This is a genomic window from Variovorax sp. Soil_C_12, from assembly GCF_057657375.1.
This window is the reverse complement of the sequence record NZ_JBDGIO010000001.1, coordinates 345,663-368,564: the sequence shown is the minus strand read 5'-3', so window position 1 is coordinate 368,564 and position 22,902 is coordinate 345,663. Positions and strand designations below refer to the sequence as shown.

The window sequence follows — 22,902 nt, the reverse complement described above, 5'->3', positions numbered from 1 at the left end:
CGAATCTCCTTGGGTTGGTTGCAGAGGGGAGAAACCATCCTACGCCCCCGCCTAAAATCGCCCGATGCTCGATATCACTCTGTTACGCAAGGACCTTGCGTCGGTCGTTGCCGGCCTCGAAACCCGTAAGAAGAACCAGACCTTTCTCGACGTGGCGACCTTCAGCGCCCTCGAAGCCGAGCGCAAGACCCTGCAGACCCGCACCGAGGAATTGCAGGCGCGCCGCAATGCCCTCAACAAGCAGATCGGGCCGCTGAAGGCCAAGGGCGAGTCGGTCGAGGCGCTGATGGCCGAGGTCAATGCGCTCAAGGCCGAGCAGGAATCGTCCGCCACGCGGCTCGAGGCGATCCAGCCCGAACTGCAGGCGCTCCTGCTCGCGGTGCCGAACCTCCCGCATGCGAGCGTCCCCGTGGGAGACGACGAAAACGCGAATCTCGAGGTCCGGCGCTGGAGCCCCAAAGGCGGCAACGGCGCCGATGCGCCGGCGCTCGGCTTCGAGGCGCGCGACCACGTGGATCTGGGCACGCCGCTGGGGCTCGACTTCGAGACCGGCGTCAAGCTCGCGGGCTCGCGCTTCACTGTGATGAAGGGCCCGATTGCGCGGCTGCATCGGGCGCTGTCGCAGTTCATGCTCGACATCCAGACCCAGCAGCACGGCTACACCGAGTGCTATGTGCCGTACGTGGTCAATGCCGACACCCTGCGCGGCACCGGCCAGCTTCCCAAGTTCGAGGGCGACCTGTTCGCGGCGAAGAAGGGCGGGCAGGACGGGGAGCCTGCGCCCGACCATTCGGCGCTCTACCTCATCCCGACCAGCGAGGTGCCACTCACGAACCTCGTGCGTGACGAGATCCTGGCCGAGGCGCAGCTGCCCCTTCGCTTCACCGCCCACACGCCCTGTTTTCGCTCGGAGGCGGGCAGCGCCGGGCGCGACACGCGCGGCATGATCCGCCAGCACCAGTTCGACAAGGTCGAGATGGTGCAGATCACGCATCCGGAGAAGAGCTACGAGGCGCTGGAGGCCATGACCACTCACGCCGAGGCCGTGCTCCAGGCGCTGGAGCTGCCGTACCGCGTCGTGCTGCTGTGCACCGGCGACATGGGCTTCGGCGCCGCCAAGACCTACGACCTCGAGGTCTGGCTGCCGGCGCAGAACACCTACCGCGAGATCAGCTCGGTGTCGAACTGCGAGGCCTTCCAGGCGCGGCGCCTGCAGGCCCGCTTCAAGAACGCGCAGGGCAAGAACGAGCTGGTGCACACCCTCAACGGCTCGGGCCTCGCGGTTGGCCGCACGCTGGTCGCCGTGCTGGAGAACTATCAGCAGCCCGACGGCTCGATCGTGGTGCCGGCGGCGCTGCGGCCCTACATGGGCGGCTTCGAAACCCTGCGGCCCTGAAAAAGTCGCTGAAAGCCTCTGCTAGAATCGCGGGCTCGACAAACACCAGACTCCGGAGAGGTGGCAGAGTGGTCGAATGTACCTGACTCGAAATCAGGCGTACGGTATCCCCGTACCGTGGGTTCGAATCCCACCCTCTCCGCCAGGACTGTTTCCGCCGACGTCCGAAGAAGTCCAAAAAAGCCCTTAAAGCCCAAGAGAATCAAGGCTCTTGGGCTTTTTTGTGTCCACCGATGTCCAAGCAGCTCCTTTGACAGCCGGCCCAAAACGGGGGCACATTTGGGGGCATTCCGGCGCGATTGGCGCTATGCCCCTCGAAAATGCCCCCAAATGGCCCTGACGGACACTGCCTGCAAGAACGCGAGATGCGTTGACGGTCGGCCCTATCAACGCTTCGCCGACAGTGGCGGCATGTACCTCGAAGTCACCGCCGCGGGCAGCAAGCTATGGCGTTGGAAGTACCGCTTCAGCGGCAAGGAGAAGCGCCTCGCTTTCGGCGTCTATCCCGAAGTTTCTCTGGCACAGGCGCGCCGCACGCGCGACGATGCGCGTCTTCTCCTCAAGGCGGGTAACGACCCCGCCCAGGCCAAAGCGGAAGCCAAGCTTGCCACCCGGGTGCGTGTCGGCAACTCGTTGGAGGCGGTGGCGCGCGCGTGGCATGAGAACTGGAAGACGGGCAAGTCTGAGCGGCACGCCGACTACGTGATCACCAGGCTTGAGGCGGACGTGTTTCCCGAACTCGGCCGCAGGCCCATCGCGAGCATCACGGCGCCGCAGTTGCTGGCGGCCGTGAAGAAGATCGAAGAGCGCGGCGCAGTCGACATTGCGAAGCGCGCGTGGCAGACGTGCAGCCAGATCTTCCGGTACGCCGTGGCGCACGGGATCATCGAGCGCAACCCGGCGGCCGAGGTGAGGCCCGGCGATGCACTCAAGCCGCGGAGCAGGGGACACTATGCCCGGGTCGAGCCCAGAGAGATGCCGGAGTTGCTGCGCAAGATCGAGGCCTACCAGGGGACGCCAGCGACTCGATTGGCGATGAAGCTCATGGCGCTGACGTTCGTGCGGACCGGCGAACTGATTGGCGCGCACTGGGATGAGTTCGACCTGGAGGCGAAGGAATGGCGCATTCCGGCCGAGCGCATGAAGATGAAGACCCCGCACATCGTGCCCCTGTCGAAGCAGGCGCTCGAAGTCCTCGCGGCCGTGCATGAACTGCGCGGCCTGAGTGGACTGCTCTTCCAGGGCGAGCGCGATCACGAGAAGCCGATGTCGAATGGCACGATCCTGGGTGCGCTCAGGCGAATGGGCTACGCGGGCCGCATGACGGGTCACGGGTTCCGCGGCGTGGCATCGACTATCCTGCACGAGCTCGGTCATCGGCACGACATCATCGAGCTGCAACTCGCACACCAGGAGCGGGATGAGGTCAGCGCCGCCTACAACTTTGCGACCTACCTGCCGCAGCGGCGCAAGATGATGCAGGCTTGGGCTGACCATCTGGACGCGCTGCGCGCCGGCGCGAAGATCCTGCCGTTCAAGGCGGCGTGATGCTGCCAAGAAGGCGAAGAGAGATGCTTCGCCCGAGCTCAGCACCGAAGAGGCCCCGAAGCATCGATCATCGCGGAAGTACGAAGCCAAGATCGCCGGGCTCGAGCGCAAGGTCGGCCAGCTCACGATGGAGCTGGACCTCGTCCAAAAAAACCCCGCGCCTGCGCCTCGTGAGCGACAGCGAGAACTTGTCGATCGTCACCCGCCCCAAGCCTGCTCTAATGACGTGGTGCCAAGTGATCGAGCTTCCGCGCAGCACCTTTTACTATCGGTCAAACGGCGGCCAGCGAGGGGCTGGGCGATGAGGACGCGTATGTCCGTCGGGGCGGTGAATGGCGGTCTACACGAAGCTGTCACGCCGGGGGTCGCGGGTTCGAGTCCCGTCCACTCCGCCAGGCTTGATGAGGGTTAGCGGGTAAGTGTCTGCTAACCCTTTTCTCTTTTCCAGCCTCTGTGTCCTAACCGTGTCCTAGGTTCCCGACGTTCCTGGACCGTTGTAGAAATGCGGCATCCGCGCGCGTCGGCTCACATCGTCGGTATCAAGTCGTGCGTAAGCGCGCGGTGATCCCGTATCGACGACGGCCGCAGATCAGGATGTTGCCGACGGTTGCCAGCGATGAGGCAGCAACTCCTGGGGTGCGACTGGCCGGCTGTGTGGGCAGTCGCTCGAGGACGTCCTTCAAGTACACGAGGGGCTCGTGGCCGTCGAGCCGCGCGGAGTGCACCAAGCTTCTATGGGGACTGCAGTGTCAAGGGGCCAGATGAGCACTATGGCGGCACTGGGCTTCGAAGACTTGTGAGCGTCCAATGTGACCCAAGGCGGGGGATATCGATAGCCACGGCTTGATGCCGGGCCAAACTTCCATCCGTGCGAGGCCCTCGAGCCGGGCACCACATGCCACATGCGCGCCAAGTGCGCTGGCAATCCCCACTTTCGAACGCGCCCCTTCTCAATGAACGGTCAGCATGCAGCGACCAGCTGGTGCCTCGGGCGCGTTGACCTTCGATCATGATTACTCTGCTGGACGTGTGTCGAGCAGTTTTCTCAAGCAGCTGCGGCAATAGACTTGAGGCGAGCTCCTTCGGGGATCACTCCGTTGCCCGGCGTCAACTACTTTGAGCGGCGCTCAAGATAATTGTCGCTGGCCACTCCGTCGTTCAGGAAGCGCCACAATGCTATGGCCAGCCGCCTCGCGAGCGCGATGATGCCCACCCGTCTCATACGCATGCCAGCCGTCCTGAAGCGTTGGTTAAACCACTGCGTGAGTGCACTGTCGGATTGACGCCGCAGCCAGCCCCAGGCCAGTTCTACCAACATTGTCCGTACCCGTTTGTTGCCCGCCTTGCTGATACCCTGTTCGATTTCGCTGTCGCCGCTGGCGTACGGCGTGGGGGCCAGGCCCAGACTACCTGCCAGCTGGCGGCGGTTCGCAAATTGCCGCCATCCGAATACCTCCTTGACGAGCATCCATGCTCCGCGGACGCCGATCGCCCCCAAGCGCATGAGCTGGGCGACCATGGGCTGCTTGCCTTCCGCGAGCTCGCGCTCGCGCTCGGTCTCGATTGCGCGAAACTGCTCCTCCACGAGCTTGAGACGGATGAGTTCGCGCTCAATCTCCGCGCGCAAGTGGCGGGCACCTCGCCGCTGTGGGAGCCCCACCAAGACGTTCACTGACGCCCTCCGATCGAACATCCTGGCCGCAAATTGTGCAGCACAAGCAGTGAACCAATGCGGTTCGTGTGCGCAATGCGCTCATGTACCAGGCGCTGCAGCTCGCGCCACCGCTGTGAGCAGGGAGGACTGGAACCAGCCGCGGTGCTGATCGACGCCCTCCAGGTAGACGTCCGCGGTTCGCCCGAAGCGTTGGCGCATGACGAACTCGTGCGTTGTACCGCTGTCGAACCAGACATCGAGCGTGCGGCGAGGGTGCCAAGCTTCGACTCCGTGCTGAGCCACCTGGGCTTGGAGGCCGGCCGAGTTACTCTGAGCTTCGAGTTCACTTCGATGAGCCAGCCTGGCTCGTTCCGACAGAGCCAAGCGGTAGGCAGCTGGCGCAATAGCCCTAGCCGTCTTAACGGAGCCTTTCCCAGCTTGCAGCGCATGCCCCCAGTCCTCCCGTGCTCGGTCAGCCTGGCGTCGCTCCATGGCATGGGTCGGGGTCATCATTCGCCGTCGTTGGGATACGTCTATTTATCACCAATGATCGCGACCGCAGACACTTCGATCATCATTCCGACGAAAGGCAGGCTGTGCACCGTGATGGATGTGCTCGCAGGGAAGTTGCCCTCGGGCCAGAACTCGTGGCGAATCGGAATGAGCGGCTCCAGGAGCCTGGGGTCGGTCAAATAGACAGTGATGTTGACGACGTCCTTCATGCTGCCGCCGGCGCGTTTGACCGCGGCGTCGATGGCTCGGAAGATCACGCGAGCCTGGCCTTCGAAGTCGCCGGCCATCGATTTGCCCTGCTCATTCCTTATACCGACTTGACCCGATATCCAGACAGTCTTTCCACCTTCAGTGGCAACTGCGGTGGAATACCCACGGGGCTGCCCTGCTTCCGATTTGAAGTACTCACGGGCGTTCGCAGTCGTTGCCAGAAAAAGCGAACCGCATAGTGTCGCGAGCAGTGCATGACGAAATTTCATATCCACTCCTAAGTTAAAGAGCCAGTTTCAATGGGGCGAGGCAGGTACATGCGCACTCGGTGGCGATGCCGGCAACCCTTCATCGCCCCATCGCTGCAACACCACCAGTCGCCACGACCGAGTCCTGATCCGGAGAGCCACCCGAGGCGCCGATCGCTCCGACGATCACGCCCCCTTGCATCAGCGGAATGCCGCCTTCAACAGCGTTCGCGTGGGGCAAGGTGAGAATGCGCAGCCCGGCGTTGCCAGCTGCCAGCGCATCCTGGAACGCCTTGGTCGGACGGCGGTACATCGCGGCCGAAACCGCCTTGTTCTGTGCGACCAGAATGCTGGCGTTCTGCGTGTTGTCCATTTTCTCGAAAGCCACGAGGTTGCCGCTGGTGTCCACCACCGCCACAGCCATGGGAACGTTGATCCGACGGGCTTCGGCGATCGCAGCACCGATGGCGTGACGGGCCTGCTCGAGATTGATGTTGCTTCCGTACTGCGGGACTGCGGACGCGGCAGGTGCGGCTGCGGCCGCGGGTGCCTGTGCGATGGCCGGCACGCTTCCGCCGTATACCGTGAGCGCGGCGATGAGGGATGCGATGTTGCGTACAGTGATCATGGCGAATTCCTTCGGGTATAGAAGACGGAAGCGCGCGCACGCATGTGCACCTCGGGGCGGCGCGCACTTCCGTCTGTTGATACAAGTTGTGCAGTTGCGAACCGCTGCCGCGATACCCCGACATTCAGTCTTCGAGCGCGGATCTTTCGGGTTGGGCTTATGCGTGCTTCCTCACTCTGCTGACATATTGTTCTCCTTGACCACTTTCTCCCAGCGACGAGAATCGTTGGCCAGGAAGCTCGCGAACTGGGCCGGCGAGTCGCCTGCCGGAACCAGGCCCATGTCAGCCAGGAATCTGCTGAACTCTTCGGACGCGGTCACGCCGCGCGCGGCCGCAGCCAACTGATCGGCGACGCTCTGTGGAGTGCCCTTCAGGACGAAGAGGGCATGCCAGGAGTCACCGTCGAATCCGGGGGACATCTCGGCAACGGCCGGCACTTCGGGCAGGCTCTTGATCCGGGTTGCACTCGAGACCGCGAGCGCCCGCAGCTTTCCTGTCTTGAGGTACTGCAGGACGTCGGCGACAGGGCTGAATGCCGTGTCGATCGAGCCGCCAAGTAGATCGATAAGGCCACCGTCCTTGTAAGGCACGTGGGTCATGGAGATTCCCGCGCTGTTGCAGAAGTAGGTCATCGCCACGTGCGGGGCGGTTGCCACGCCGTACGAGCTGTAATTCAGTCGCTCGGGAACTCGCTTCGCTTCCTGGATCAGGTCGGACAAGGTCTTGAGCTTCGAGTCGGACCTCACGACGATCACAAACGGAATTGCCAGCGTTCGAGTGACCGGAACTAGATCCCCGACCTGATACGGCAATTTCTTGTACACGTGTGGGTTGATCGAGAGCGTGACGTTTGCCGTGTACAGGAGGTTGTAGCCGTCCGGACGCGTGGCGACGAACTGCTGTGTACCCACGATCGTGCTTGCCCCGGCCCTGTTGTCGACGATCACGGGTTGGCCTAGGGTCTTTGACATCCGCTCTGCGACGAATCGCGCGGAAACGTCGGGTGCGGTGCCCGCGGGAAACGGCACGATCATGCGTATCGGGCGGTTGGGGTACTTCTCTTGCGCAAAGGCCGGCACTTGCGTCAGTCCGTACACGATAGCCGGGGTTCTCAAGGCATGAGCAAGCAACTTCGAAGAAAAATCTCTGCGATTCATGTGACTACCTTTCCGTGATGAATGGTCGGTTTCCGTAGGTCAGAGATGGAAGCAAGATGAATTCGAGTGCGTCGCGACGGCCGTTCACTGTGGCCGCGCAGCCTTGGCATGCGCGATCCTTGCCTGGAATGGGGTCATCTGCGCGCGGACAAATCCCTTGGTGGTTCCCGCCCGGCCGCATTCCCAGGGCTAACTACTCATCGCATTGGGCTCCGGTTCTGCCGCGCTCAAAGTTGGCGGAATCATCTGAAAGCGGTCGGTAATTCGGGCGTACGTTCCAGGGCTCGAAAGCCGCCCGATGGTGTCGAGCGCTTCCAGGTTCACGTGCAGCTGTTCGTTGAACACGCCTTCGCGGTAGTGCGCATAGACGACTTCGCCAACCACGAGCCGGTGGCCTGAGCCGCCGAGATCGTGCATCTGGGACAGGACGCACTCGAACTGGATTGGGAAGTTCAGGATGCGCGGCGGCTGCACCTTCACGGACGGATCGAGCGTGAACTGGGCCACTTCGAGTTCGCTGACGTCCGCGGGATATTCAGGACAGCAGGCGTTCATCCCCTGCCGGTTCTCGTAATCAACGAGGTGCACCACGAACTCGCGCGACGCTTCGATGTTCACCAGCGTGTCTTTGAGCTCGCCTGCGCGTTGATACTGCGTAGGTGCGATAGAGAACATCACCATCATCGGACTGATACTGGCGATGTTGAAAAAGCTGAATGGCGCGGCATTCAGACCCGCGGGGCCCTTCGTGCAGATGAGCGCGATGGGACGCGGAACGATCGTGCTGGTGATCAATTTGGCTTGCTGCGAAGGGTCGAGCGCCCTGCAGTCGAGGCCGTGGAACGTGCGTGGCGAGGGTGATGGCGGCATGGCTGCTATCCGTGACATTGCCCAGGGCCCGCTCGGCCCCGGTCGTCCTACGATTTCTTCCTCAATCCTTGACGGTGGCGATCGCCTCGATCTCTACGCAGGCACGCATGACCAGGCCAGCGGCTTGAAAAGTGGTGCGTGCGGAAGGATGGTTGGGGAAGTACCCGCTGAACACCTTGTTCATGGGCATCATCTCTGCGAGATCGACCGCATAGATGACGACCTTGTGCACGTCCTGGAGCGTTGACCCTGCAGCCTCGATAACAGCCTTGAGCTTCTGCCCGAAGCTCGTCATGATCTGATGGAATCGAGGTGAGCCTGCCTGCTCGAAGCTGGCGATCAGCGCCTGAGTGATGTTGTCCCAACTGAGATTCCGCATATTCGGTTTGTGCGAGAGCGCTGAGCGCTGAGCGGTGAACGATGAGCTGCACTCTATAAATTCATCGATCGGGTGCAAAGCGATGATTTTGGAAATCATCTTTCCTTGAAATGAAAAATTGGATTGAACCACTGAGCTATCGCTGTTGGTCCAGGTTGCAGAACATGTCAGCCTCAGCGGGGGCCAGAGGGCTGGGCCTGTCGGATCCCGCGGTAACACGCTACCTGGCCGCGCGTGAAGATGACGTCAGGGTACGGCTGGTGGAGCGTAAGCCCTCCGCCCTTGCCCGTGGTGCTCGAGCAGAAGTGTGCGCGGCGATCTATGCGGCGCCGAAGTGGATGTTCCAAGGCAGCGGCGCCTCGTGGTCGTCGCGCCGGCCAGCGCGTCGCGCTCGGCGATGAGTGCAGCGAGTGCTTCAGCGGTGATGGAAGCAGTGATTGGCGGTGGCGACACGCCCGCTTGGAGCGGCATGCCCCATCATCGTCTCTTCAGGTCAGGCCACGCTGCAATAGCGCGGACGGCAACCAGTGGGCGGACTCAGGGCTGCCCTGGGCGGATGTGGGACGCGGAACAGCAGTAGGCACTTCAGCAGGGCCTGAGCGTCACATCCGCCCGGTCCACTTCCGCTCGTAATCATGGGCGGCAAATTCATCAACCATGAAGTTGATGAACGAGCGAACCTTTGCCGACAAGTGCTTGCGGCTGGGGTAGGCGATATTGATCGTGAGCTGTGGCAACTCCCACTCGTCCAGCACGGGCACCAAACGACCGGCAACAACATCGTCATAGAGGATGTAGCTGGGCTGCACGAGTATTCCATGCCCGTTCAGTGCCGCGGCCCTGAGCACTTGACCATCGTTTGACTCGAGCAGCCCATGAACCGTCACTGACTCCCGCTGCGCGCCGCGAGTGAAACTCAGCTCATTCGGGTTCTTCGCATAGACGTATAGCAGAAGAGCGTGCAGTGAAAGCTCGCGCGGATGTTGCGGAGCGCCTCGGGTTGCGAGGTATGCCGGAGATGCCGCCAGGAATCTCCGTGTCGTCCCTAAACGTCTAATCGTGATGGTGCTGTCCGGCTCCTGCTCTCGTGTGCGGATTGCGACATCGATCCCGTTGTCGATCATGTCCAGGTACCTGTTCGCAGTTTCTACATGCACCCGTAGCTGGGGGTAGAGCTGGTGGAAGCGAGGCAGGCGAGGCGCAATGATCTGCATCGAGAAAGACAGCGAGGCGCTGACTCGTAGAACGCCTGAGGGATTGAGGGTGGCGCTATGAACGGCCGATTCCGCTTCGTCCAGCTCACCGAGGATGTGCCGTGCACGTTCAAGGAACTCCTGACCCTCGCGTGTCAGGTAGAGGCGACGGGTGTTCCGCTCAACCAGCCGCACCTTGACGCGGTTCTCAAGCGAAGCCAAGTAGCGACTCGCGGCAGGATTGGACAAGCCCAATGTCTCCGCGGCCTTGCTGAGACTCCCCCGCTCTGCAACCTGGATGAAAAGTGACAGCTCAGTGAATCGGTCCATTTTTCCGCTTCATGGAAATGTGAATTCCGTTCTCGTTCTTTTCAGTCGATTGGTGAAATTATAGACTGCGATTTATCGGCCCGGTACACGGGAACTCCTGTCCCCACGGTCCCACTTTGGAGCAAGCATGAGCATCAATCGTTTTCTTGCGGTTTTTTCCCGCCGTTCCGTGTCCGTACTCGCGGCAGCAACACTCCTGGTCGGACCCGCCTTCGCCCAGACAACGTTTCCGACCAAGCCCATCCGGCTGGTTGTCGCGACGCCGGCAGGAACTTCACCGGACGTTTCAGCCCGATTCATCGCAGAGCGCCTCTCCAGGGATCTTGGACAGCCGGTACTCGTAGACAACAAGCCGGGGGCGAGCTCGATCATTGGCGCGGACGCAGTGGCCAAGGCTCCCGCCGATGGATACACGCTTTTTTACGGCACAGCTCCGGCTATCTCGTTGAACCCCCATTTGTTTGCCAAGCTGCCGTATAAGCCTTCCGACTTTGTGCCGATCATCCACCTCGTGGACGTTAATTTTGTGTTGAGCGTTCGCGCGGATTCGCCGTACAAGTCGGTTGACGAGGTGTTGCAAGCCGCCAAGCGGGAGCCTGGCAAATTGACCTATTCGTCACATGGAGAGGGCACACCCAACCATGTTGCCATGTTGGAGCTGTTGCAGAAGACCGGCGCAACCATGACGCATGTGCCATACAAAGATGGAGGCATTCTGGACGTCATGAGTGGAGTCGTGGATTGGACGTTCGCCGCGTCGGCCGATGCCATCCCTCAGATCAAGGGAGGCAAGCTGCGAGCGCTGGCAGTGTCCGCAAAAGGACGTATGCCGAGTTTGCCGGGCATTCCCGCCTTGTCCGAGAGCTATCCTGGCAGCCAGTTGTACTCATGGAACGGCATTTTCGCGCCGCGTGGCACCCCTCCGGGGGTAGTGGATCGCTTGTCGGTGTCACTGCAGAAGATCGCAGCATCGAGCGAGTTCCGCCAGTACCTGCTCGAACTTGGCTTGGTTCCCGTCGGCGGAACACCGGCGGAGTTTGGTTCGTTCCTGGCCAAGGATTTCGAAAACTGGGGAGCCGTCGTGAAGCGGAATGGCATTCGCCTCGACTGATGCGGCCAACCGGAAGCGCAAATTTCACCAATTCAGACAAGGGGTTTTAGCCATGACTTTCACGATCATTGCGCACGACAAGCAGTCGGGTGATTTCGGTATGTGCATTTCGAGCTTCTCACCGGCGGTGGGTTGGGTAGCGCCCTTCGCGTCGGCGCAGGCCGGCGTGCTCTCCTATCAATCGTCCGTGGAACCTCGGCTGGGCAAGGTCGCGCTGGGCTTGCTCGAGAGAGGGTATTCGGCCCAGAAGGTGCTCATCGACATGGAACAGATGGACAAACACTGGGAATACAGGCAGGTCGGTGTTCTCGACTCGCGCGGTGGGATGGCCGTCTTCACGGGCAAGAAGAACTATCAATGGGCAGGGCATCGCATCGGCTCCGATTTCATTGCCTTCGGCAACGTGCTCGCCGGCGAGAAGACCATCGATGGGATCTGCGAGGCGTGGGAGAAAAACCGCGCCGCGAGTTTCGACGATCGCCTGATGCGCGCGATCGAAGGCGGCCGCGATGCCGGCGGCCAATTGGAGGGCCAGACCTCGGCGGCCATCAAGACGTTCGGCCGCAAGGGCACGGCGCGGCTGGACCTGCGCTGCGACCACGCGTCCGAGCCGATCGCGGAACTGCGGCGGATCGTCGACTGGTACATGCCGCTGGTGGAGTACTACGAGGCGCTGGTCGATGACCCGTCGGTCATGCCCCGGCACAAGGACTGGCTCAAGGAGCGCGGTATCGAACGCGAGTACGGCAAACCGCCGCCGCACCTGGCCTGAATTTCATCCCATTTCTTTTGGAGCCAGATATGAGCATCAATCTTTTCCGTTGCGCCGTTTCCCGCCGGACCGTGTCCGTCTTCGCGGCGGCGGCTCTCCTGTCCGCGTCCGTCTTCGCCCAGGCGCCGTTTCCGACAAAGCCGGTGCGCCTGGTCGTGCCCTGGCCGGCAGGTGCTTCTCCGGACGTCACGGCCCGGTTCATTGCAGAGCGCCTCACCAAGGATCTTGGCCAACCGGTCCTCGTCGACAACAGGCCCGGGGCGAGCCAGATCATTGGCACGGACCTCGTGGCCAAGGCTCCCGCCGACGGATATACGCTTCTCTACACCGCAGTTCCGTCGGTCTCGCTCAATCCACATGTGTTCAGCAAGCTGCCGTATAAGGCGTCCGACCTGGTGCCGGTCATCCACGTCGCTGAAGTTCCTTTTGTGCTGATCGTTCGCGCAAATTCCCCGAACAAGTCGCTTGATGATCTGGTGCAAGCCGCCAAGCGCGAGCCGGGCAAGATGAACTACGCGACCTACGGAGATGGCACGCCAAGCCACATCGCGGCCCTTCAGCTGGCGCAGAAGACGGGTACGACCATGACGGCCATTCCCTACAAGGACGGAGGCATGCTGGCGGTCATGAGCGGGGACGTTGAGTTTTCGATGGAAGCGTCGGCCGCCGCCATTCCCCAGGTGAAGGGAGGCAAGGTGCGAGCGCTGGCCGTGTCTGCCAATCAGCGCGTACCGAGCCTGCCCGGTGTCCCCACGTTGTCCGAGGTCTTGCCGGGCAACCAGTTGCATTCGTGGAACGGCATCCTGGCACCGCGGGGTACCCCTGCGGAAGTCCTTGATCGCTTGTCGGCGGCATTGCAGAAGGTCGTTGCGTCGGCCGAGTTTCAAAAGAACGCGGTCGAACTTGGCTTGATTCCCGTGGGGGGAACCCGGGCGGAGTTCGGATCGTTCCTGGCCAAGGATTACGAAGAATGGGGCGCGATCGTGAAACGCAACAACATTCGCCTTGACTGAGCGCGACCCGTACACCCTTCAATGCTGACCGGAACCCATCATGACCTACACGGTAATCGGGCACTGCCCGCGCACCCATCAGATCGGCGTCGCCGTCGCGACGTATTCAGTTGCCTTCGGGTCGTTCACGCAAGGAGCGCACAACGCCTACGGCGTCGTCATGTCACAGGCCAACGGGCGCAGGCGCAATGCGCCACTGGCACAGAGCCTGCTGCAGCAGGGGTGGTCGAGCAAGAGCGTGCTTGCTGCCCTGGTCGAGGACGACCTCCACGAGAGCCTTCGCCAGATCGCCGTGATGACGCGTGACGGTGTGGGCGTGGTTCACACGGGCGCGCGCGTTACGGGTTGGGCCGGAGACAAGACGGGGCCAGACTACACCGTTTTCGGCAACGTTTTGGCAGGCGAACATGTGCTCAAGGCGATGGAAACCACGTTCAACAAAGACCCGGACCAGCCGCTGGTCGAACGCCTCATCAGCACGCTGGAGTCCGGCAAGGACGCGGGTGGCCAGGCCGCCAACGGCCGCCATGTGCCCGAGCGATCCGCCTGCGTGGTTGTGATGGACCGCAAGAGCTACGCGGCATGGGACCTGCGCGTCGACATGCATGGGACCGCGGTGGAGGAACTGCGCCGCATCTACAGCCTGTACAAGCCGTATCAGCCCTACTACGAAGCCCGCGAGGAAGACCCCGGCAGTTGCCCGACGCAGCTGGCATGGGAGCGCGAGAACCTGACTCGCGCTCAACTGCAAGAAACCTTGAAGTGATCGCAGGCGCCGTCACTGGCGCCAGGACGTTCTCCCCTACTTGCTGGCGCCGCATTGTTCAGCGCGGCCGCCAACCCCGTCTAACGCAAATGATCCTGAGGACAACATGAGTTCTGTTTTTACGCGCCGTAATGCGCTTAGATTTGCTGCGGCAACATGCGTGACTGGAGCCGTTGCTGCCTGCGGGGGCGCAGAAGCCTCCGATCTAGGCCTTCAACTGGTGGGGCCGCTGGCATCAGCCCCTCGCAGGATTCTGATTCGAGGCGCCACGATCGTCAGTATGGATGCCAAGGTCGGCAATTTGACCAAGGGCGATATCCTGATTGCCGATGGCACCATTGCCGCCATCGGCTCGCAGTTGGACGCTGGTGGTGCCGAAGTAATTGACGCCGCAGACATGATCGCTATTCCGGGCATGGTCGATACCCACCGCCATTCCTGGGAAGGCCAGCTGCGCCGCATCAATCCCAACGCCGCATCGCTCGGTGACTACAGCAACGCCACTCACCTCTCCTTTGCAAAATACTACCGGCCGCGCGACATCTACGTAGGCAACATGATTACGGCGCTGGGTTGCATCGATGCCGGTATTACCACCGTGGTTGACGATTCCCACAACAGCCGTACTGCCGCGCACTCTGACGCCGCAGTTGACGCACTGCTTGAGACAGGCATCCGGGCGGTGCACGTCACCGGGGCGCCAGTCGCGGGCGATTGGGACAAGGCCCATTGGCCGGGCAACCTAAAACGCCTGCATGACAAGTACGTCGCCAACAAGCCTGCAGGCCTGTTGACACTGGGCGTTATGGACGCCTTTCCGAAGCTTGAAACGGACCAGTGGGCCGTTGCACGGGAACTGGGCGCTGTCATCGTGACCGAGTTCATTGGCGCCGACTTGGCAGCCCAGCTCCCAGACCTGCACCGGAAAGGGCTGCTGCGAAACGACAACATCTTCAACCACTGCATCGGCCTGCCGGAATCCGCCTGGAACATCATTCGCGAGGCAGGTGTGCGCGTGAGTGTGACCCCCCGATCGGATGCCCACTATGGCATCGAAGATGGCATGAATGCGTGGCAGAAGGCGCTCGAGCACGGCATTCGCCCGGGATTCAGTGTCGATAACGAGACCTCCTACAGCGGCGACATGTTCATGGAAATGCGCGTCGCCTTCTACCTGCGGCGGGTTCTGGGACATGGTGGCAATCCCGATGTGGCGGCGTCAACCAATGCCTCCCGGTTGTTGCAAGCTGCCACGATCGACGGGGCCGCAACCGCGGGACTGGAAAAGCGCACTGGCAGCCTGACGCCGGGCAAGCAGGCCGACGTGGTCCTGATCCGCACAAAGGACCTCAACATCTACCCGGTCAACAACGCGATCGGTACCGTGGTGCACGCGGCTGAGCGCAGCAATGTCGATACCGTCATCATTGGCGGGCGGCTCCGCAAACGCGATGGCGTCGTGCTGGGCGTGGATCAGGCGAAGCTGCGTGCCGCGATCGACGAGTCCCGCGCTTATCTGTTCAATGCTGCCGGTTACAAGCCAGATCCGTTTTCGGAGTCGTTCGCGCCGCTTCCCAACGCGTAAAAGGCGTGGAACTTGACGTGTCAGCGCCCGACTTCAGGAAACATTAAAGTGATCAGGCTTCCTTGGTGACGGTTACCTTGCTGGCTGCCGCCGCGTTTTTCAGCGCGGCTGCCCTGCGCATCTGCGACGCGATGCTGCCTCGCCTGGCTAGCGACTTTAGCGTGACGGCGGGCGCGGCCGGGCAAGTCATCATCTGGTTTGCCGTGGCCTACGGCATGGTGCAGCTGCTCTACGGGCCGATGGGCGACCGCTACGGCAAGCCACGTTTGGTGCGTCTGGCGCTCGCCGGCTGTGCGGTGGCATCGCTGGCGTCGGCGCTTGCGCCCGACTTCGAGGTGCTGGTCTGGACCCGCGTCGCATGGGGCATCGCCGCCGCTGGCGTGATTCCCTTGGCCATGGCCTGGATCGGCGACACCGTCCCCTATGACCAGCGCCAGGCCACGCTGGCCCGTTTGCTCACGGGCACCATTTCCGGAATGATGGCGGGCCAGCTGGCCGGTGGGTTGTTTGCCGAATCAGCCACCGGATGGCGCGCCGCCTTCTTCAGCCTGAGCGTGGGATATTCCGTGGTGGCGGTCCTGCTGACGCTGCGGGCGCGCGGGGCACATGCCTCGATTACCGCGCCCGTCGGCGCTGCTTCTCAGGTGCCGATGGCGCAACAGTTGCTGGCCGTGCTGCGCCAGCCCTGGGCGCGCGTCGTCCTGCTGGCGGTACTGGCAGAGGGGTTCTTCCTGCTGGGTCCGTTGAGCTATCTGCCGACATACCTGCACGTTCACCACAAACTGCCGCTATCCACGGCGTCGGCCCTGGCGGCGCTTAATGCAGTCGGCGGCCTGGCATACGCCTTCACCGCCAGTCATATCGTGGTCCGCTTCGGCGAGCGGCGCATGGCGCTGGCGGGCGGCTGGCTGATGGGGTGCGGCTTCCTGGCTTGGTGGATTTCGGTGCTGCCCTTGCTAGCCGGCCCCATCGCGTTGGTGGTTGGCTTCGGCACCTTCCTGTACCACAACACCTTGCAGACCCACGCAACCCAAATGGTGCCCGCGGCACGAGGGACATCCGTGGCGGTGTTCGCGTCTTTTCTGTTCACGGGGCAGGCGCTGGGCGTGACCGCCACCGGGTATGTCGTGGACCACTTCGGCTTCACCCCGGTCCTGCTCTCGGCGGCTGTCGCCTTGCCCGTCGCGGGCTGGGGTTTTGCGCGTGCACTTCGGCTCCGGTCAGCTGGCGAATGAGCGTGCCCGGCCCTCGGTGTTGTGCCACGGTGAAGCGATCCATCTTTCCAATTTAAGGAAATATCATTTCCGCTTCAAAGGCTTCTCATCAACTTTGTGAAATTTTATAGTTCGACTGACCTGCCCGGAAGCTGCCCCTCCTGAACCATGCGAAACCTCAATCAAGACAACATCACACAGGCTGTGATCGCCAGCTTCGCAGATGCCGGGACTCCTCGTCTCCACCAGATCATGACGAGCCTGGTGCAGCATCTCCATGCTTTTGCACGTGACGTGAAGCTGACCGAGGAAGAGTTGTTCCAGGGAATCGACTTCCTGACGCAGTGCGGAAACATCACGGACTCGAAGCGGCAGGAGTTCATCCTGCTCTCCGATGTGTTGGGTTTGTCCATGCTCACGGTCGCGATGAATACCGAGAAGCCGCGAGGCTGTACGGAGTCGACGGTCTTCGGTCCCTTCCATGTCAAAGGTGCGCCGAGGTATGAGCTTGGAGAAGACATCGCCAATGGAGCGAAGGGCACGCCTTGCCTGGTGCGCGGGACCGTCCGCGACATCGCCGGAAACCCAATCCCGAAAGCCGATCTGGACGTGTGGCAATCCGACGAAGACGGGCTGTATGACGTGCAGCACGAAGGGCTGGATCAGGCGCAGGCGAGGGGTGTCTTGAAGGCGGATGGCGATGGGAAGTTCTTCTTCCGGTCCATCCTTGCCGTGCCGTACGCAATTCCTCACGACGGCCCCGTGGGCCGGATGCTGGAAGCCACGGGACGACATCCCTGGCGCCCGGCGCACCTTCACTTCATGGTCAAGGCACCTGGCTATGAGACGCTGGTCACGCACGTCTTTCGCGACAAGAGCGACTACCTCGATTCCGATGCCGTATTCGGCGTGCGCGAGTCGCTGGTCTGCGAGTGGAAGGAGCAGGCGGATGGTAGTTACCTGCTGGAATATGACTTCGTGCTCAACCCGATTCGCGCGCTCAACGGTTGAAGGACATGAAGGACTTCGTCTATACCGCCCAGCCCTCGCGAGTGGTTTTCGGTGCCGGAAGCCTGTCACACCTCGAGCGGGAGATCGACCTGCTGGGCGCCAAGCGCGCGATCGTGCTTTCGACGCCGGAGCAGGCCGAACAGGCCCACGCGATTGCCGAGCGCATTGGCAACCGAGCTGCTGGGGTGTTTGCACGTGCGGTGATGCATGTGCCGATCGAAACGGCTCGAGAAGCCCGTGAGTTCGCGCGTCAACTCAATGCCGATTGCGCCGTTGCGATCGGCGGCGGATCGACGACCGGTCTCGGCAAGGCAATTGCGCTCGAATCATCCTTCCCGGTGCTTGCAATCCCGACGACATATGCGGGAAGCGAGATGACGCCGATCTATGGCATCACTGAATCCGGGCTGAAAAAGACCGGCAAGGATATGCGCGTGTTGCCTCGCACGGTGATCTACGATCCCGAACTCACCCTAACGCTTCCAGTGGCAATGAGCATAGCCAGTGCGATGAACGCGATCGCGCATGCCGCAGAGGGTTTGTACGCGCAGGACAGCAATCCGGTCATGGATTTGATGGCCGAGGAAGGGATTCGCGCACTTGCGCAGGCGCTGCCCGGGATCCGGGCAGACGCTATGGAGGTTGCAGCCAGGAGTGACGCGCTGTACGGGGCATGGCTGTGCGGCACCGTGCTGGGAACGGTCGGCATGGCGTTGCACCACAAGCTTTGCCACACGCTTGGCGGTGCATTCAACTTGCCCCATGCCGAAGTCCATACCGTCGTGCTGCCCCATGCGATAGCGTTCAACTCAACTGCGGCCCCGCAAGCTGCCAGACGCATCGAGCGAGCGCTCGGAAGTAGGGGGGTGAGTGCGGCAGCTGGCCTTTTCGACCTCGCGCAGCAAAGCGGTGCCCCGGTGGCATTGAAAGATATTGGCATGCGCCACGAGGATCTCGACATGGCAGCTGACCTCGCAGTTGCAAACCCATACTGGAACCCGCGCCCCATCGGTAGCGCCCAGCGCGCCGAAATCCGCGAGCTGCTGCAGCACGCCTACGAGGGCGTGAGGCCGAATTCGATTGGCGCGCAAGTGCCTTAACCGCCTCTCGAGGCAAACCTTACCAACGGAGATCTCATGAAGAGAAGCGTCATCCACACGAACAAAGTCCCGCCTGTGAAGGTACCGCTGTCACAAGGCATCAAGGTGGGCGACTGGATCTACACGTCCGGCATGCTCGGCATGGATCCCGCCACCGGCCAACTTGCCGCTGGCGGCATGGAGGCGGAAACGCGCCAGGTCTGTGAGAACCTGAAAGCTGTTCTCGAGGCCGGTGGTTCGTCGCTCGAGGATGTTCACAAGGTCGTCATCTACGTTGCCGACCTCGCGGAGATGCTGCCGATGAACAAGGTGTTCAGTGAGTATTTCCCGAAGGATCCGCCGGCGCGCACGACGTTCCAGGCGGCAGGGCTGGTCATGGGCGCGCGGGTGGAAATCGAGGCGATCGCCACCGTCAAGGACTGACCAACTAAATCGAAGACCCGATTGCAGCCGTGAGGTTTCAGTCGGTGTTCAATGGAGACGCCGACATGCCGCAAGCGCCTTCAACGTCCAGGTTCCACGGCCTCGGCTGCAGGGACCTGGACGAGTCGCAGCAAGCAAAGCTGATCACCAGCGCCGTCGTTCCGCGACCGATCGCCCTTGTCTGCACCGAGGGGCCGGTAAGGTTGAACACCGCGCCTTTCTCAATATTGCGAGCGTCAACCCGCCGATTGTGATGTTCCCTCTCCACGGCGCTTACGAGGATGTGATATCCCAAAATGCTCTACACATTCTTCCTGATCGACAAACCCGGTGTGAAGGAGCTGCGTCTGCAACTTCGACCTGCTCACAAGGCCTATCTGGCGCGGGTAGCTGATCGGATCGCCTTCGCGGGGCCCCTTCTCGCGGACGACGGAACGTCGATGATCGGTAGCCTGCTGTCGATCGACTTCGCCTGCCGGGACGATGCGCAGGCATGGCTCACCGACGAGCCGTTCACGCGCGCTGGTGTCTACGCGTCAAGCAGTGTTCATGCCTTCCAGAATCTATGGCCCCAGAAGGCCGGCTTTCCGCCCGCGGAGTGAGCGCCATGGAGAGCAACGTGATCAAACACATCGTGATGTGGAAACTGCGCGGCGAAACGCCCGAGCAGCGCCGGCAGAATGCCGGGCAGCTCGCGGAGAGCTTCCACAGCCTGCGAGGGCGGGTGCCCGGTCTCCTGCACCTGGAGGTCGGCATCGACACAAGCGGCGTGGACTACGCATGCGACGTCGTGCTGTACAGCGAGTTCGCCTCCCAGGCGGCGCTGGAGGCCTACGCGAGTCACCCCGAACATCTGCGTGTCAAGCGCGAGGTCGGCAACCTGCGTATCGCGCGGCACCAGGTGGATTACTTCACTACGCCACACGCGGCATAGCTCCGCGGATCCCGCTTACCTTCGATTGGAAACCTGATGAATATCCTTGGCCTGTCCGGCAGCCTCCGCGCCGGTTCCTACAACACGCTGGCACTCAAAGCGGCTCAGAAGCTCGCACCTGCGGGAATCAGCATCGAGATCGCGAGCATCGCCGAAATTCCCATGTACAACGACGACCAGCGCGCACAGGGGGAACCTACCCCTGTCGCTGCGTTGAAGGCCAAGGTGCGCCGGGCGGACGCAGTGCTGATCGTGACCCCGGAGTACAACTTCTCCATCCCCGGCGTGCTGAAAAACACGCTCGATTGGATGTCGCGCCCGCCGGAGCCGCCGTTCGCCAGCAAGGTCGTCGGCATCATGGGCGCAAGCCCGGGGCCGGTCGGCACCGCGCGCGTGCAATACGACTTGCGCAAGGTCATGGTGTTCATGGATGCGTTCGCGGTGAACAAGCCTGAGGTGTTCATCAATCATTGCGCGGGCAAGTTCGATGCGCAGGGACAGTTCACCGACGAGGCCGGCAGCAAGTTCATCGTTGATTTGCTGCTCGCCATGCAGGGCCTGAAACAGCGGCTTGGCTAAGCCATGATCGACAAGATTGCCTCTTCCGTCGGCGATGGTTTCGGAACGGCGGGGTTCCCGGGTGAGCTTGTCGATGGCCTTGTCGAGCAGGGAGCGCGCTACCCCATTCGCCTCGCCGCTCGCGCACCGTCCCGTTGCTACGGCAGGCCTCGTCTCGCAAATGGTTAAGACGACCAACTGAAGCACATGAACATGGTCCCAAGCATCCCAAGTGATCCAATACGGCTGCTCTCCATCCTCTGCGGATTGATGTTCATCCCGCACAGCGTTGCGAAGTTCACTGCGCGCCAGGCGGTCGACAAGGTCTTCGAGTCCGCAGGGTTGCGTCCAGTAGCCTTTTTCGTCATCTTGTCGCTGATCATTGAAGTGATCGCAACCATCGGTCTCGTGTTCAACGTGCTGCAGCCATACGCCTCGTGGCTCGGTGCAATGTTCATGCTTTCTGCGGGAGCGGCCTCGTGCAAGATTTCAGGCGGCAAATGGAACTGGAGCCTTGGGGGCTGCGAACTGCATGTCTTCTGGGCGCTCTGCATGGTGATCGTCGCCGTCCATAGCTAAGGAAATCTGAACAACTCGAAACCGCTACCTGCCCAAGGGCGCAGATGCATCGGTCTACAGCAAGGCAGATCTGGACGCAATCTCCTCGGCTGTGCCAATCCAACACTGCCACCAGGCACTCAGCCGCGCGCCATCGGGATGTAGGTGATGTCCAGCGCCCAGACCTGGTCGGCCCGCTCGATGGCCAGCCCGCGCAGCAGGTACGCGAACACCCGGTGCGCCGGGTGCCGCTTGCTCGTGTTGGGCTTGCGGTACAGCGCCTGGATGCCCGTGCGCCGCATCAGCGTGCCTACAGCCGGCGCCCCAACCTCCATGCCTTGCAGCCGCAGCAGATCGCGCAGCATCCGGCCGCCCGCGAACGGGTGCTCCAGGTGCAACTCATCGATGCTGCGCATCAACGCCAGGTCGGCCTGGGCAATCGGCTCGGGGTGGTAGTACGCCGTGCCCTGGCTGATGCCCAGCAACTGGGCCTGCCGCTTGATGGACAATTCGCCATCACGGTCGAATCATCGCTTTGCGATCAGCAATCCCGCTTTCGTGAGGGCGCCCTCCAAAAAAACGTCCTCCAGCGTCAACTGCCCGATCTTGGCGTGTAGCGCCTTCAGCTCCACTGCCGGAGCCTCCCGCGCCGCTGCGCCGCCGAACACGCCCGCGGCGCGTTCCAGCAGTTGCCTGCGCCACTCCGTGACCTGGTTGGGATGCACGTCGTGCTTTTGCGCCACCTCGGCAATCGTCTTGCCGTCGGCCAGCGCCAACGATCGCCACCTTGGCCCTTGAATGCCGCTGAGCGGTTACGGCGGGGTCTTCTGCTCATCTTGTCTGCTCCCGTCATACCGGGCTCTGTCCTCGGCCATGGGAGCAGCCTATCCACTTTGCAGCGTGTTCAGATTTGCGCGGCCGGCTCTATCGGTTTGATGGCCCCGGGTGCTTGTCTGGATTACGCAGCAATGTCTTCGCAACGCACATTGGTCGCCATCCGGCAAGGCCATGCCTACTTATCACCGATGACTGCGACTGCAGATACCTCGATCATCATGCCGACGAAGGGCAGGCTGTGCACTGTGATGGAGGTGCTCGCGGGGAAGTTGCCTTCTGGCCAGAACTCATGGCGTATGGGAATGAGTGGCTCGAGCAGCCGAGGGTCGGTCAGGTAGACGGTGATGTTGACAACATCCTTCATGCTGCCGCCAGCGCGCTTAGAAGCAGCTTCGATGGCTCGGAAGATCACACGAGCTTGTCCCTCGAAATCGCCAGCCATCGACTTGCCTTGCTCATCCCTGATGCCGACTTGGCCGGATATCCAAACAGTCTTTCCGCCTTCCGTAGCAACAGCCGTGGAGTAACCACGGGGCTGGCCGGCTTCCGATTTCAGGTAGTCACGGGCGTTCGCGGCCGGTGCGACCATGATTGCGCTGCATACGCTTGCGGCCAACACACATCGAAATCTCATATCAACTCCATCGTTAAGTGACAGCATTCAAAAGCATTAGGCGTGCCACGAAATGCTTGCGCGTTGGGGCCATCGCGACTGCAAGATTCCCGTGCTTGGCGATTCCTGAAAAGCAGCGATCGGTCAATTGATTCATGTTTCCAATTTGCGGAAATCTCAATTCCACATTTGGTGCTTCTCTGAAAATCTCCGGGCTATAAATTCTGTCGCATGGGCCAGTGAAGGCAAATGCCCATACGAGTCCTGCACTTATTTGTTC

Annotated in this window: 24 protein-coding genes, 1 tRNA gene and 4 pseudogenes; 17 read left to right on the top strand and 12 right to left on the bottom strand. The window is 61.8% G+C overall.

Going from position 1 to position 22,902, the window contains the following annotated elements:
- Positions 1–64: 64 nt before the first annotated feature.
- The 3 genes from serS (at position 65) to AC3A6X_RS01870 (ending at position 2,944) form a co-directional block, all read left to right on the top strand.
- Positions 65–1,396, top strand: a complete 1,332-nt coding sequence (gene serS / locus AC3A6X_RS01880) for a serine--tRNA ligase (protein WP_487840566.1) — start codon at positions 65–67, stop codon at positions 1,394–1,396.
- Positions 1,397–1,450: 54 nt separating this feature from the next.
- Positions 1,451–1,541: transfer RNA gene (locus tag AC3A6X_RS01875), tRNA-Ser, on the top strand.
- Positions 1,542–1,726: 185 nt separating this feature from the next.
- Entirely contained in the window at positions 1,727–2,944 is a 1,218-nt protein-coding gene (locus tag AC3A6X_RS01870; protein ID WP_487840565.1) for a tyrosine-type recombinase/integrase, read from the top strand.
- A 589-nt stretch (positions 2,945–3,533) separates the two neighbouring features.
- Here AC3A6X_RS01870 and AC3A6X_RS01865 read toward each other — a convergent pair.
- From AC3A6X_RS01865 to AC3A6X_RS01825, 9 genes and pseudogenes are all read right to left on the bottom strand, one after another.
- Positions 3,534–3,675, bottom strand: a pseudogene (locus tag AC3A6X_RS01865) (transposase domain-containing protein); the annotation flags it as partial.
- Positions 3,676–4,055: 380 nt separating this feature from the next.
- Positions 4,056–4,723: pseudogene (locus AC3A6X_RS01860) on the bottom strand (transposase); the annotation flags it as partial.
- 4 nt (positions 4,724–4,727) lie between these two features.
- Positions 4,728–4,904: pseudogene (locus tag AC3A6X_RS01855) on the bottom strand (class I tRNA ligase family protein); the annotation flags it as partial.
- 227 nt (positions 4,905–5,131) lie between these two features.
- Entirely contained in the window at positions 5,132–5,590 is a 459-nt protein-coding gene (locus AC3A6X_RS01850; protein ID WP_487840564.1) for a RidA family protein, read from the bottom strand.
- 79 nt (positions 5,591–5,669) lie between these two features.
- Positions 5,670–6,197: a GlcG/HbpS family heme-binding protein gene (locus AC3A6X_RS01845; protein ID WP_487840563.1), complete on the bottom strand. Its 528-nt coding sequence runs from the start codon at positions 6,195–6,197 to the stop codon at positions 5,670–5,672.
- 171 nt (positions 6,198–6,368) lie between these two features.
- A complete protein-coding gene (locus tag AC3A6X_RS01840; protein ID WP_487840562.1) occupies positions 6,369–7,355 on the bottom strand; it encodes a Bug family tripartite tricarboxylate transporter substrate binding protein in 987 nt (328 codons plus the stop codon).
- A 189-nt stretch (positions 7,356–7,544) separates the two neighbouring features.
- A complete protein-coding gene (locus tag AC3A6X_RS01835; RefSeq protein WP_487840561.1) occupies positions 7,545–8,225 on the bottom strand; it encodes a flavin reductase family protein in 681 nt (226 codons plus the stop codon).
- Between the two features lie 61 nt (positions 8,226–8,286).
- Complete coding sequence (locus AC3A6X_RS01830; protein WP_487840560.1) at positions 8,287–8,703, bottom strand: RidA family protein; 417 nt, start codon at positions 8,701–8,703, stop codon at positions 8,287–8,289.
- Between the two features lie 503 nt (positions 8,704–9,206).
- Positions 9,207–10,127 carry a LysR family transcriptional regulator gene (locus AC3A6X_RS01825; RefSeq protein ID WP_487840559.1) on the bottom strand — a complete coding sequence of 307 codons (921 nt, stop codon included), beginning with the start codon at positions 10,125–10,127 and terminating at the stop codon, positions 9,207–9,209.
- Positions 10,128–10,254: 127 nt separating this feature from the next.
- On the opposite strand from AC3A6X_RS01825, the gene AC3A6X_RS01820 reads away from it, so the two are divergent.
- The 14 genes and pseudogenes from AC3A6X_RS01820 (at position 10,255) to AC3A6X_RS01755 (ending at position 21,193) form a co-directional block, all read left to right on the top strand.
- Positions 10,255–11,238, top strand: coding sequence for a Bug family tripartite tricarboxylate transporter substrate binding protein (locus AC3A6X_RS01820; RefSeq protein ID WP_487840558.1), 984 nt, complete (start codon positions 10,255–10,257; stop codon positions 11,236–11,238).
- 52 nt (positions 11,239–11,290) lie between these two features.
- Complete coding sequence (locus tag AC3A6X_RS01815) at positions 11,291–12,010, top strand: DUF1028 domain-containing protein (RefSeq protein ID WP_487840557.1); 720 nt, start codon at positions 11,291–11,293, stop codon at positions 12,008–12,010.
- A gap of 29 nt (positions 12,011–12,039) precedes the next feature.
- Positions 12,040–13,023, top strand: coding sequence for a tripartite tricarboxylate transporter substrate binding protein (locus AC3A6X_RS01810; protein ID WP_487840556.1), 984 nt, complete (start codon positions 12,040–12,042; stop codon positions 13,021–13,023).
- 40 nt (positions 13,024–13,063) lie between these two features.
- Positions 13,064–13,789 carry a DUF1028 domain-containing protein gene (locus AC3A6X_RS01805; protein WP_487840555.1) on the top strand — a complete coding sequence of 242 codons (726 nt, stop codon included), beginning with the start codon at positions 13,064–13,066 and terminating at the stop codon, positions 13,787–13,789.
- A gap of 160 nt (positions 13,790–13,949) precedes the next feature.
- Positions 13,950–15,374 (top strand): amidohydrolase family protein, encoded by a 1,425-nt coding sequence (locus AC3A6X_RS01800; protein WP_487841080.1) that lies wholly within the window; start codon positions 13,950–13,952, stop codon positions 15,372–15,374.
- 62 nt (positions 15,375–15,436) lie between these two features.
- The gene (locus AC3A6X_RS01795) at positions 15,437–16,609 is read left to right on the top strand and encodes an MFS transporter (RefSeq protein ID WP_487840554.1); all 1,173 of its coding nucleotides are present in this window, start codon (positions 15,437–15,439) and stop codon (positions 16,607–16,609) included.
- 147 nt (positions 16,610–16,756) lie between these two features.
- The gene (locus AC3A6X_RS01790) at positions 16,757–17,599 is read left to right on the top strand and encodes an intradiol ring-cleavage dioxygenase (RefSeq protein WP_487840553.1); all 843 of its coding nucleotides are present in this window, start codon (positions 16,757–16,759) and stop codon (positions 17,597–17,599) included.
- 5 nt (positions 17,600–17,604) lie between these two features.
- Complete coding sequence (locus tag AC3A6X_RS01785; RefSeq protein WP_487840552.1) at positions 17,605–18,699, top strand: maleylacetate reductase; 1,095 nt, start codon at positions 17,605–17,607, stop codon at positions 18,697–18,699.
- Positions 18,700–18,735: 36 nt separating this feature from the next.
- Entirely contained in the window at positions 18,736–19,122 is a 387-nt protein-coding gene (locus AC3A6X_RS01780; RefSeq protein ID WP_487840551.1) for a RidA family protein, read from the top strand.
- A 296-nt stretch (positions 19,123–19,418) separates the two neighbouring features.
- Positions 19,419–19,724, top strand: coding sequence for a YciI family protein (locus AC3A6X_RS01775; protein ID WP_487840550.1), 306 nt, complete (start codon positions 19,419–19,421; stop codon positions 19,722–19,724).
- Between the two features lie 5 nt (positions 19,725–19,729).
- A complete protein-coding gene (locus AC3A6X_RS01770; protein WP_487840549.1) occupies positions 19,730–20,056 on the top strand; it encodes a Dabb family protein in 327 nt (108 codons plus the stop codon).
- A 36-nt stretch (positions 20,057–20,092) separates the two neighbouring features.
- Positions 20,093–20,635, top strand: coding sequence for an NADPH-dependent FMN reductase (locus AC3A6X_RS01765; RefSeq protein ID WP_487840548.1), 543 nt, complete (start codon positions 20,093–20,095; stop codon positions 20,633–20,635).
- A 3-nt stretch (positions 20,636–20,638) separates the two neighbouring features.
- A pseudogene (locus AC3A6X_RS01760) lies at positions 20,639–20,734 on the top strand (3-oxoadipate CoA-transferase); the annotation flags it as partial.
- 93 nt (positions 20,735–20,827) lie between these two features.
- Positions 20,828–21,193 (top strand): DoxX family protein, encoded by a 366-nt coding sequence (locus AC3A6X_RS01755; RefSeq protein ID WP_487840547.1) that lies wholly within the window; start codon positions 20,828–20,830, stop codon positions 21,191–21,193.
- 119 nt (positions 21,194–21,312) lie between these two features.
- Here the strand turns inward: AC3A6X_RS01755 and AC3A6X_RS01750 are convergent, their stop codons facing one another.
- From AC3A6X_RS01750 to AC3A6X_RS01740, 3 genes are all read right to left on the bottom strand, one after another.
- A complete protein-coding gene (locus tag AC3A6X_RS01750) occupies positions 21,313–21,681 on the bottom strand; it encodes an IS3 family transposase (protein WP_487840546.1) in 369 nt (122 codons plus the stop codon).
- Between the two features lie 18 nt (positions 21,682–21,699).
- A complete protein-coding gene (locus AC3A6X_RS01745; RefSeq protein ID WP_487840545.1) occupies positions 21,700–21,948 on the bottom strand; it encodes a transposase in 249 nt (82 codons plus the stop codon).
- 236 nt (positions 21,949–22,184) lie between these two features.
- Entirely contained in the window at positions 22,185–22,598 is a 414-nt protein-coding gene (locus tag AC3A6X_RS01740) for a RidA family protein (RefSeq protein WP_487840544.1), read from the bottom strand.
- Positions 22,599–22,902: the final 304 nt, after the last annotated feature.

Bases quoted from the DNA above. Each gene is read 5' to 3' on its own strand.
- AC3A6X_RS01770 (WP_487840549.1), top strand. From the start codon at position 19,730: ATGGAGAGCAACGTGATCAAACACATCGTGATGTGGAAACTGCGCGGC.
- AC3A6X_RS01755 (WP_487840547.1), top strand. From the start codon at position 20,828: ATGGTCCCAAGCATCCCAAGTGATCCAATACGGCTGCTCTCCATCCTC.
- AC3A6X_RS01870 (WP_487840565.1), top strand. From the start codon at position 1,727: ATGGCCCTGACGGACACTGCCTGCAAGAACGCGAGATGCGTTGACGGT.
- AC3A6X_RS01820 (WP_487840558.1), top strand. From the start codon at position 10,255: ATGAGCATCAATCGTTTTCTTGCGGTTTTTTCCCGCCGTTCCGTGTCC.
- AC3A6X_RS01850 (WP_487840564.1), bottom strand. From the start codon at position 5,590: ATGAAATTTCGTCATGCACTGCTCGCGACACTATGCGGTTCGCTTTTT.
- AC3A6X_RS01790 (WP_487840553.1), top strand. From the start codon at position 16,757: ATGCGAAACCTCAATCAAGACAACATCACACAGGCTGTGATCGCCAGC.
- AC3A6X_RS01775 (WP_487840550.1), top strand. From the start codon at position 19,419: ATGCTCTACACATTCTTCCTGATCGACAAACCCGGTGTGAAGGAGCTG.
- AC3A6X_RS01835 (WP_487840561.1), bottom strand. From the start codon at position 8,225: ATGCCGCCATCACCCTCGCCACGCACGTTCCACGGCCTCGACTGCAGG.
- serS (WP_487840566.1), top strand. From the start codon at position 65: ATGCTCGATATCACTCTGTTACGCAAGGACCTTGCGTCGGTCGTTGCC.
- AC3A6X_RS01785 (WP_487840552.1), top strand. From the start codon at position 17,605: ATGAAGGACTTCGTCTATACCGCCCAGCCCTCGCGAGTGGTTTTCGGT.
- AC3A6X_RS01805 (WP_487840555.1), top strand. From the start codon at position 13,064: ATGACCTACACGGTAATCGGGCACTGCCCGCGCACCCATCAGATCGGC.
- AC3A6X_RS01815 (WP_487840557.1), top strand. From the start codon at position 11,291: ATGACTTTCACGATCATTGCGCACGACAAGCAGTCGGGTGATTTCGGT.
- AC3A6X_RS01840 (WP_487840562.1), bottom strand. From the start codon at position 7,355: ATGAATCGCAGAGATTTTTCTTCGAAGTTGCTTGCTCATGCCTTGAGA.
- AC3A6X_RS01825 (WP_487840559.1), bottom strand. From the start codon at position 10,127: ATGGACCGATTCACTGAGCTGTCACTTTTCATCCAGGTTGCAGAGCGG.
- AC3A6X_RS01810 (WP_487840556.1), top strand. From the start codon at position 12,040: ATGAGCATCAATCTTTTCCGTTGCGCCGTTTCCCGCCGGACCGTGTCC.
- AC3A6X_RS01780 (WP_487840551.1), top strand. From the start codon at position 18,736: ATGAAGAGAAGCGTCATCCACACGAACAAAGTCCCGCCTGTGAAGGTA.
- AC3A6X_RS01765 (WP_487840548.1), top strand. From the start codon at position 20,093: ATGAATATCCTTGGCCTGTCCGGCAGCCTCCGCGCCGGTTCCTACAAC.
- AC3A6X_RS01740 (WP_487840544.1), bottom strand. From the start codon at position 22,598: ATGGTCGCACCGGCCGCGAACGCCCGTGACTACCTGAAATCGGAAGCC.
- AC3A6X_RS01845 (WP_487840563.1), bottom strand. From the start codon at position 6,197: ATGATCACTGTACGCAACATCGCATCCCTCATCGCCGCGCTCACGGTA.
- AC3A6X_RS01830 (WP_487840560.1), bottom strand. From the start codon at position 8,703: ATGATTTCCAAAATCATCGCTTTGCACCCGATCGATGAATTTATAGAG.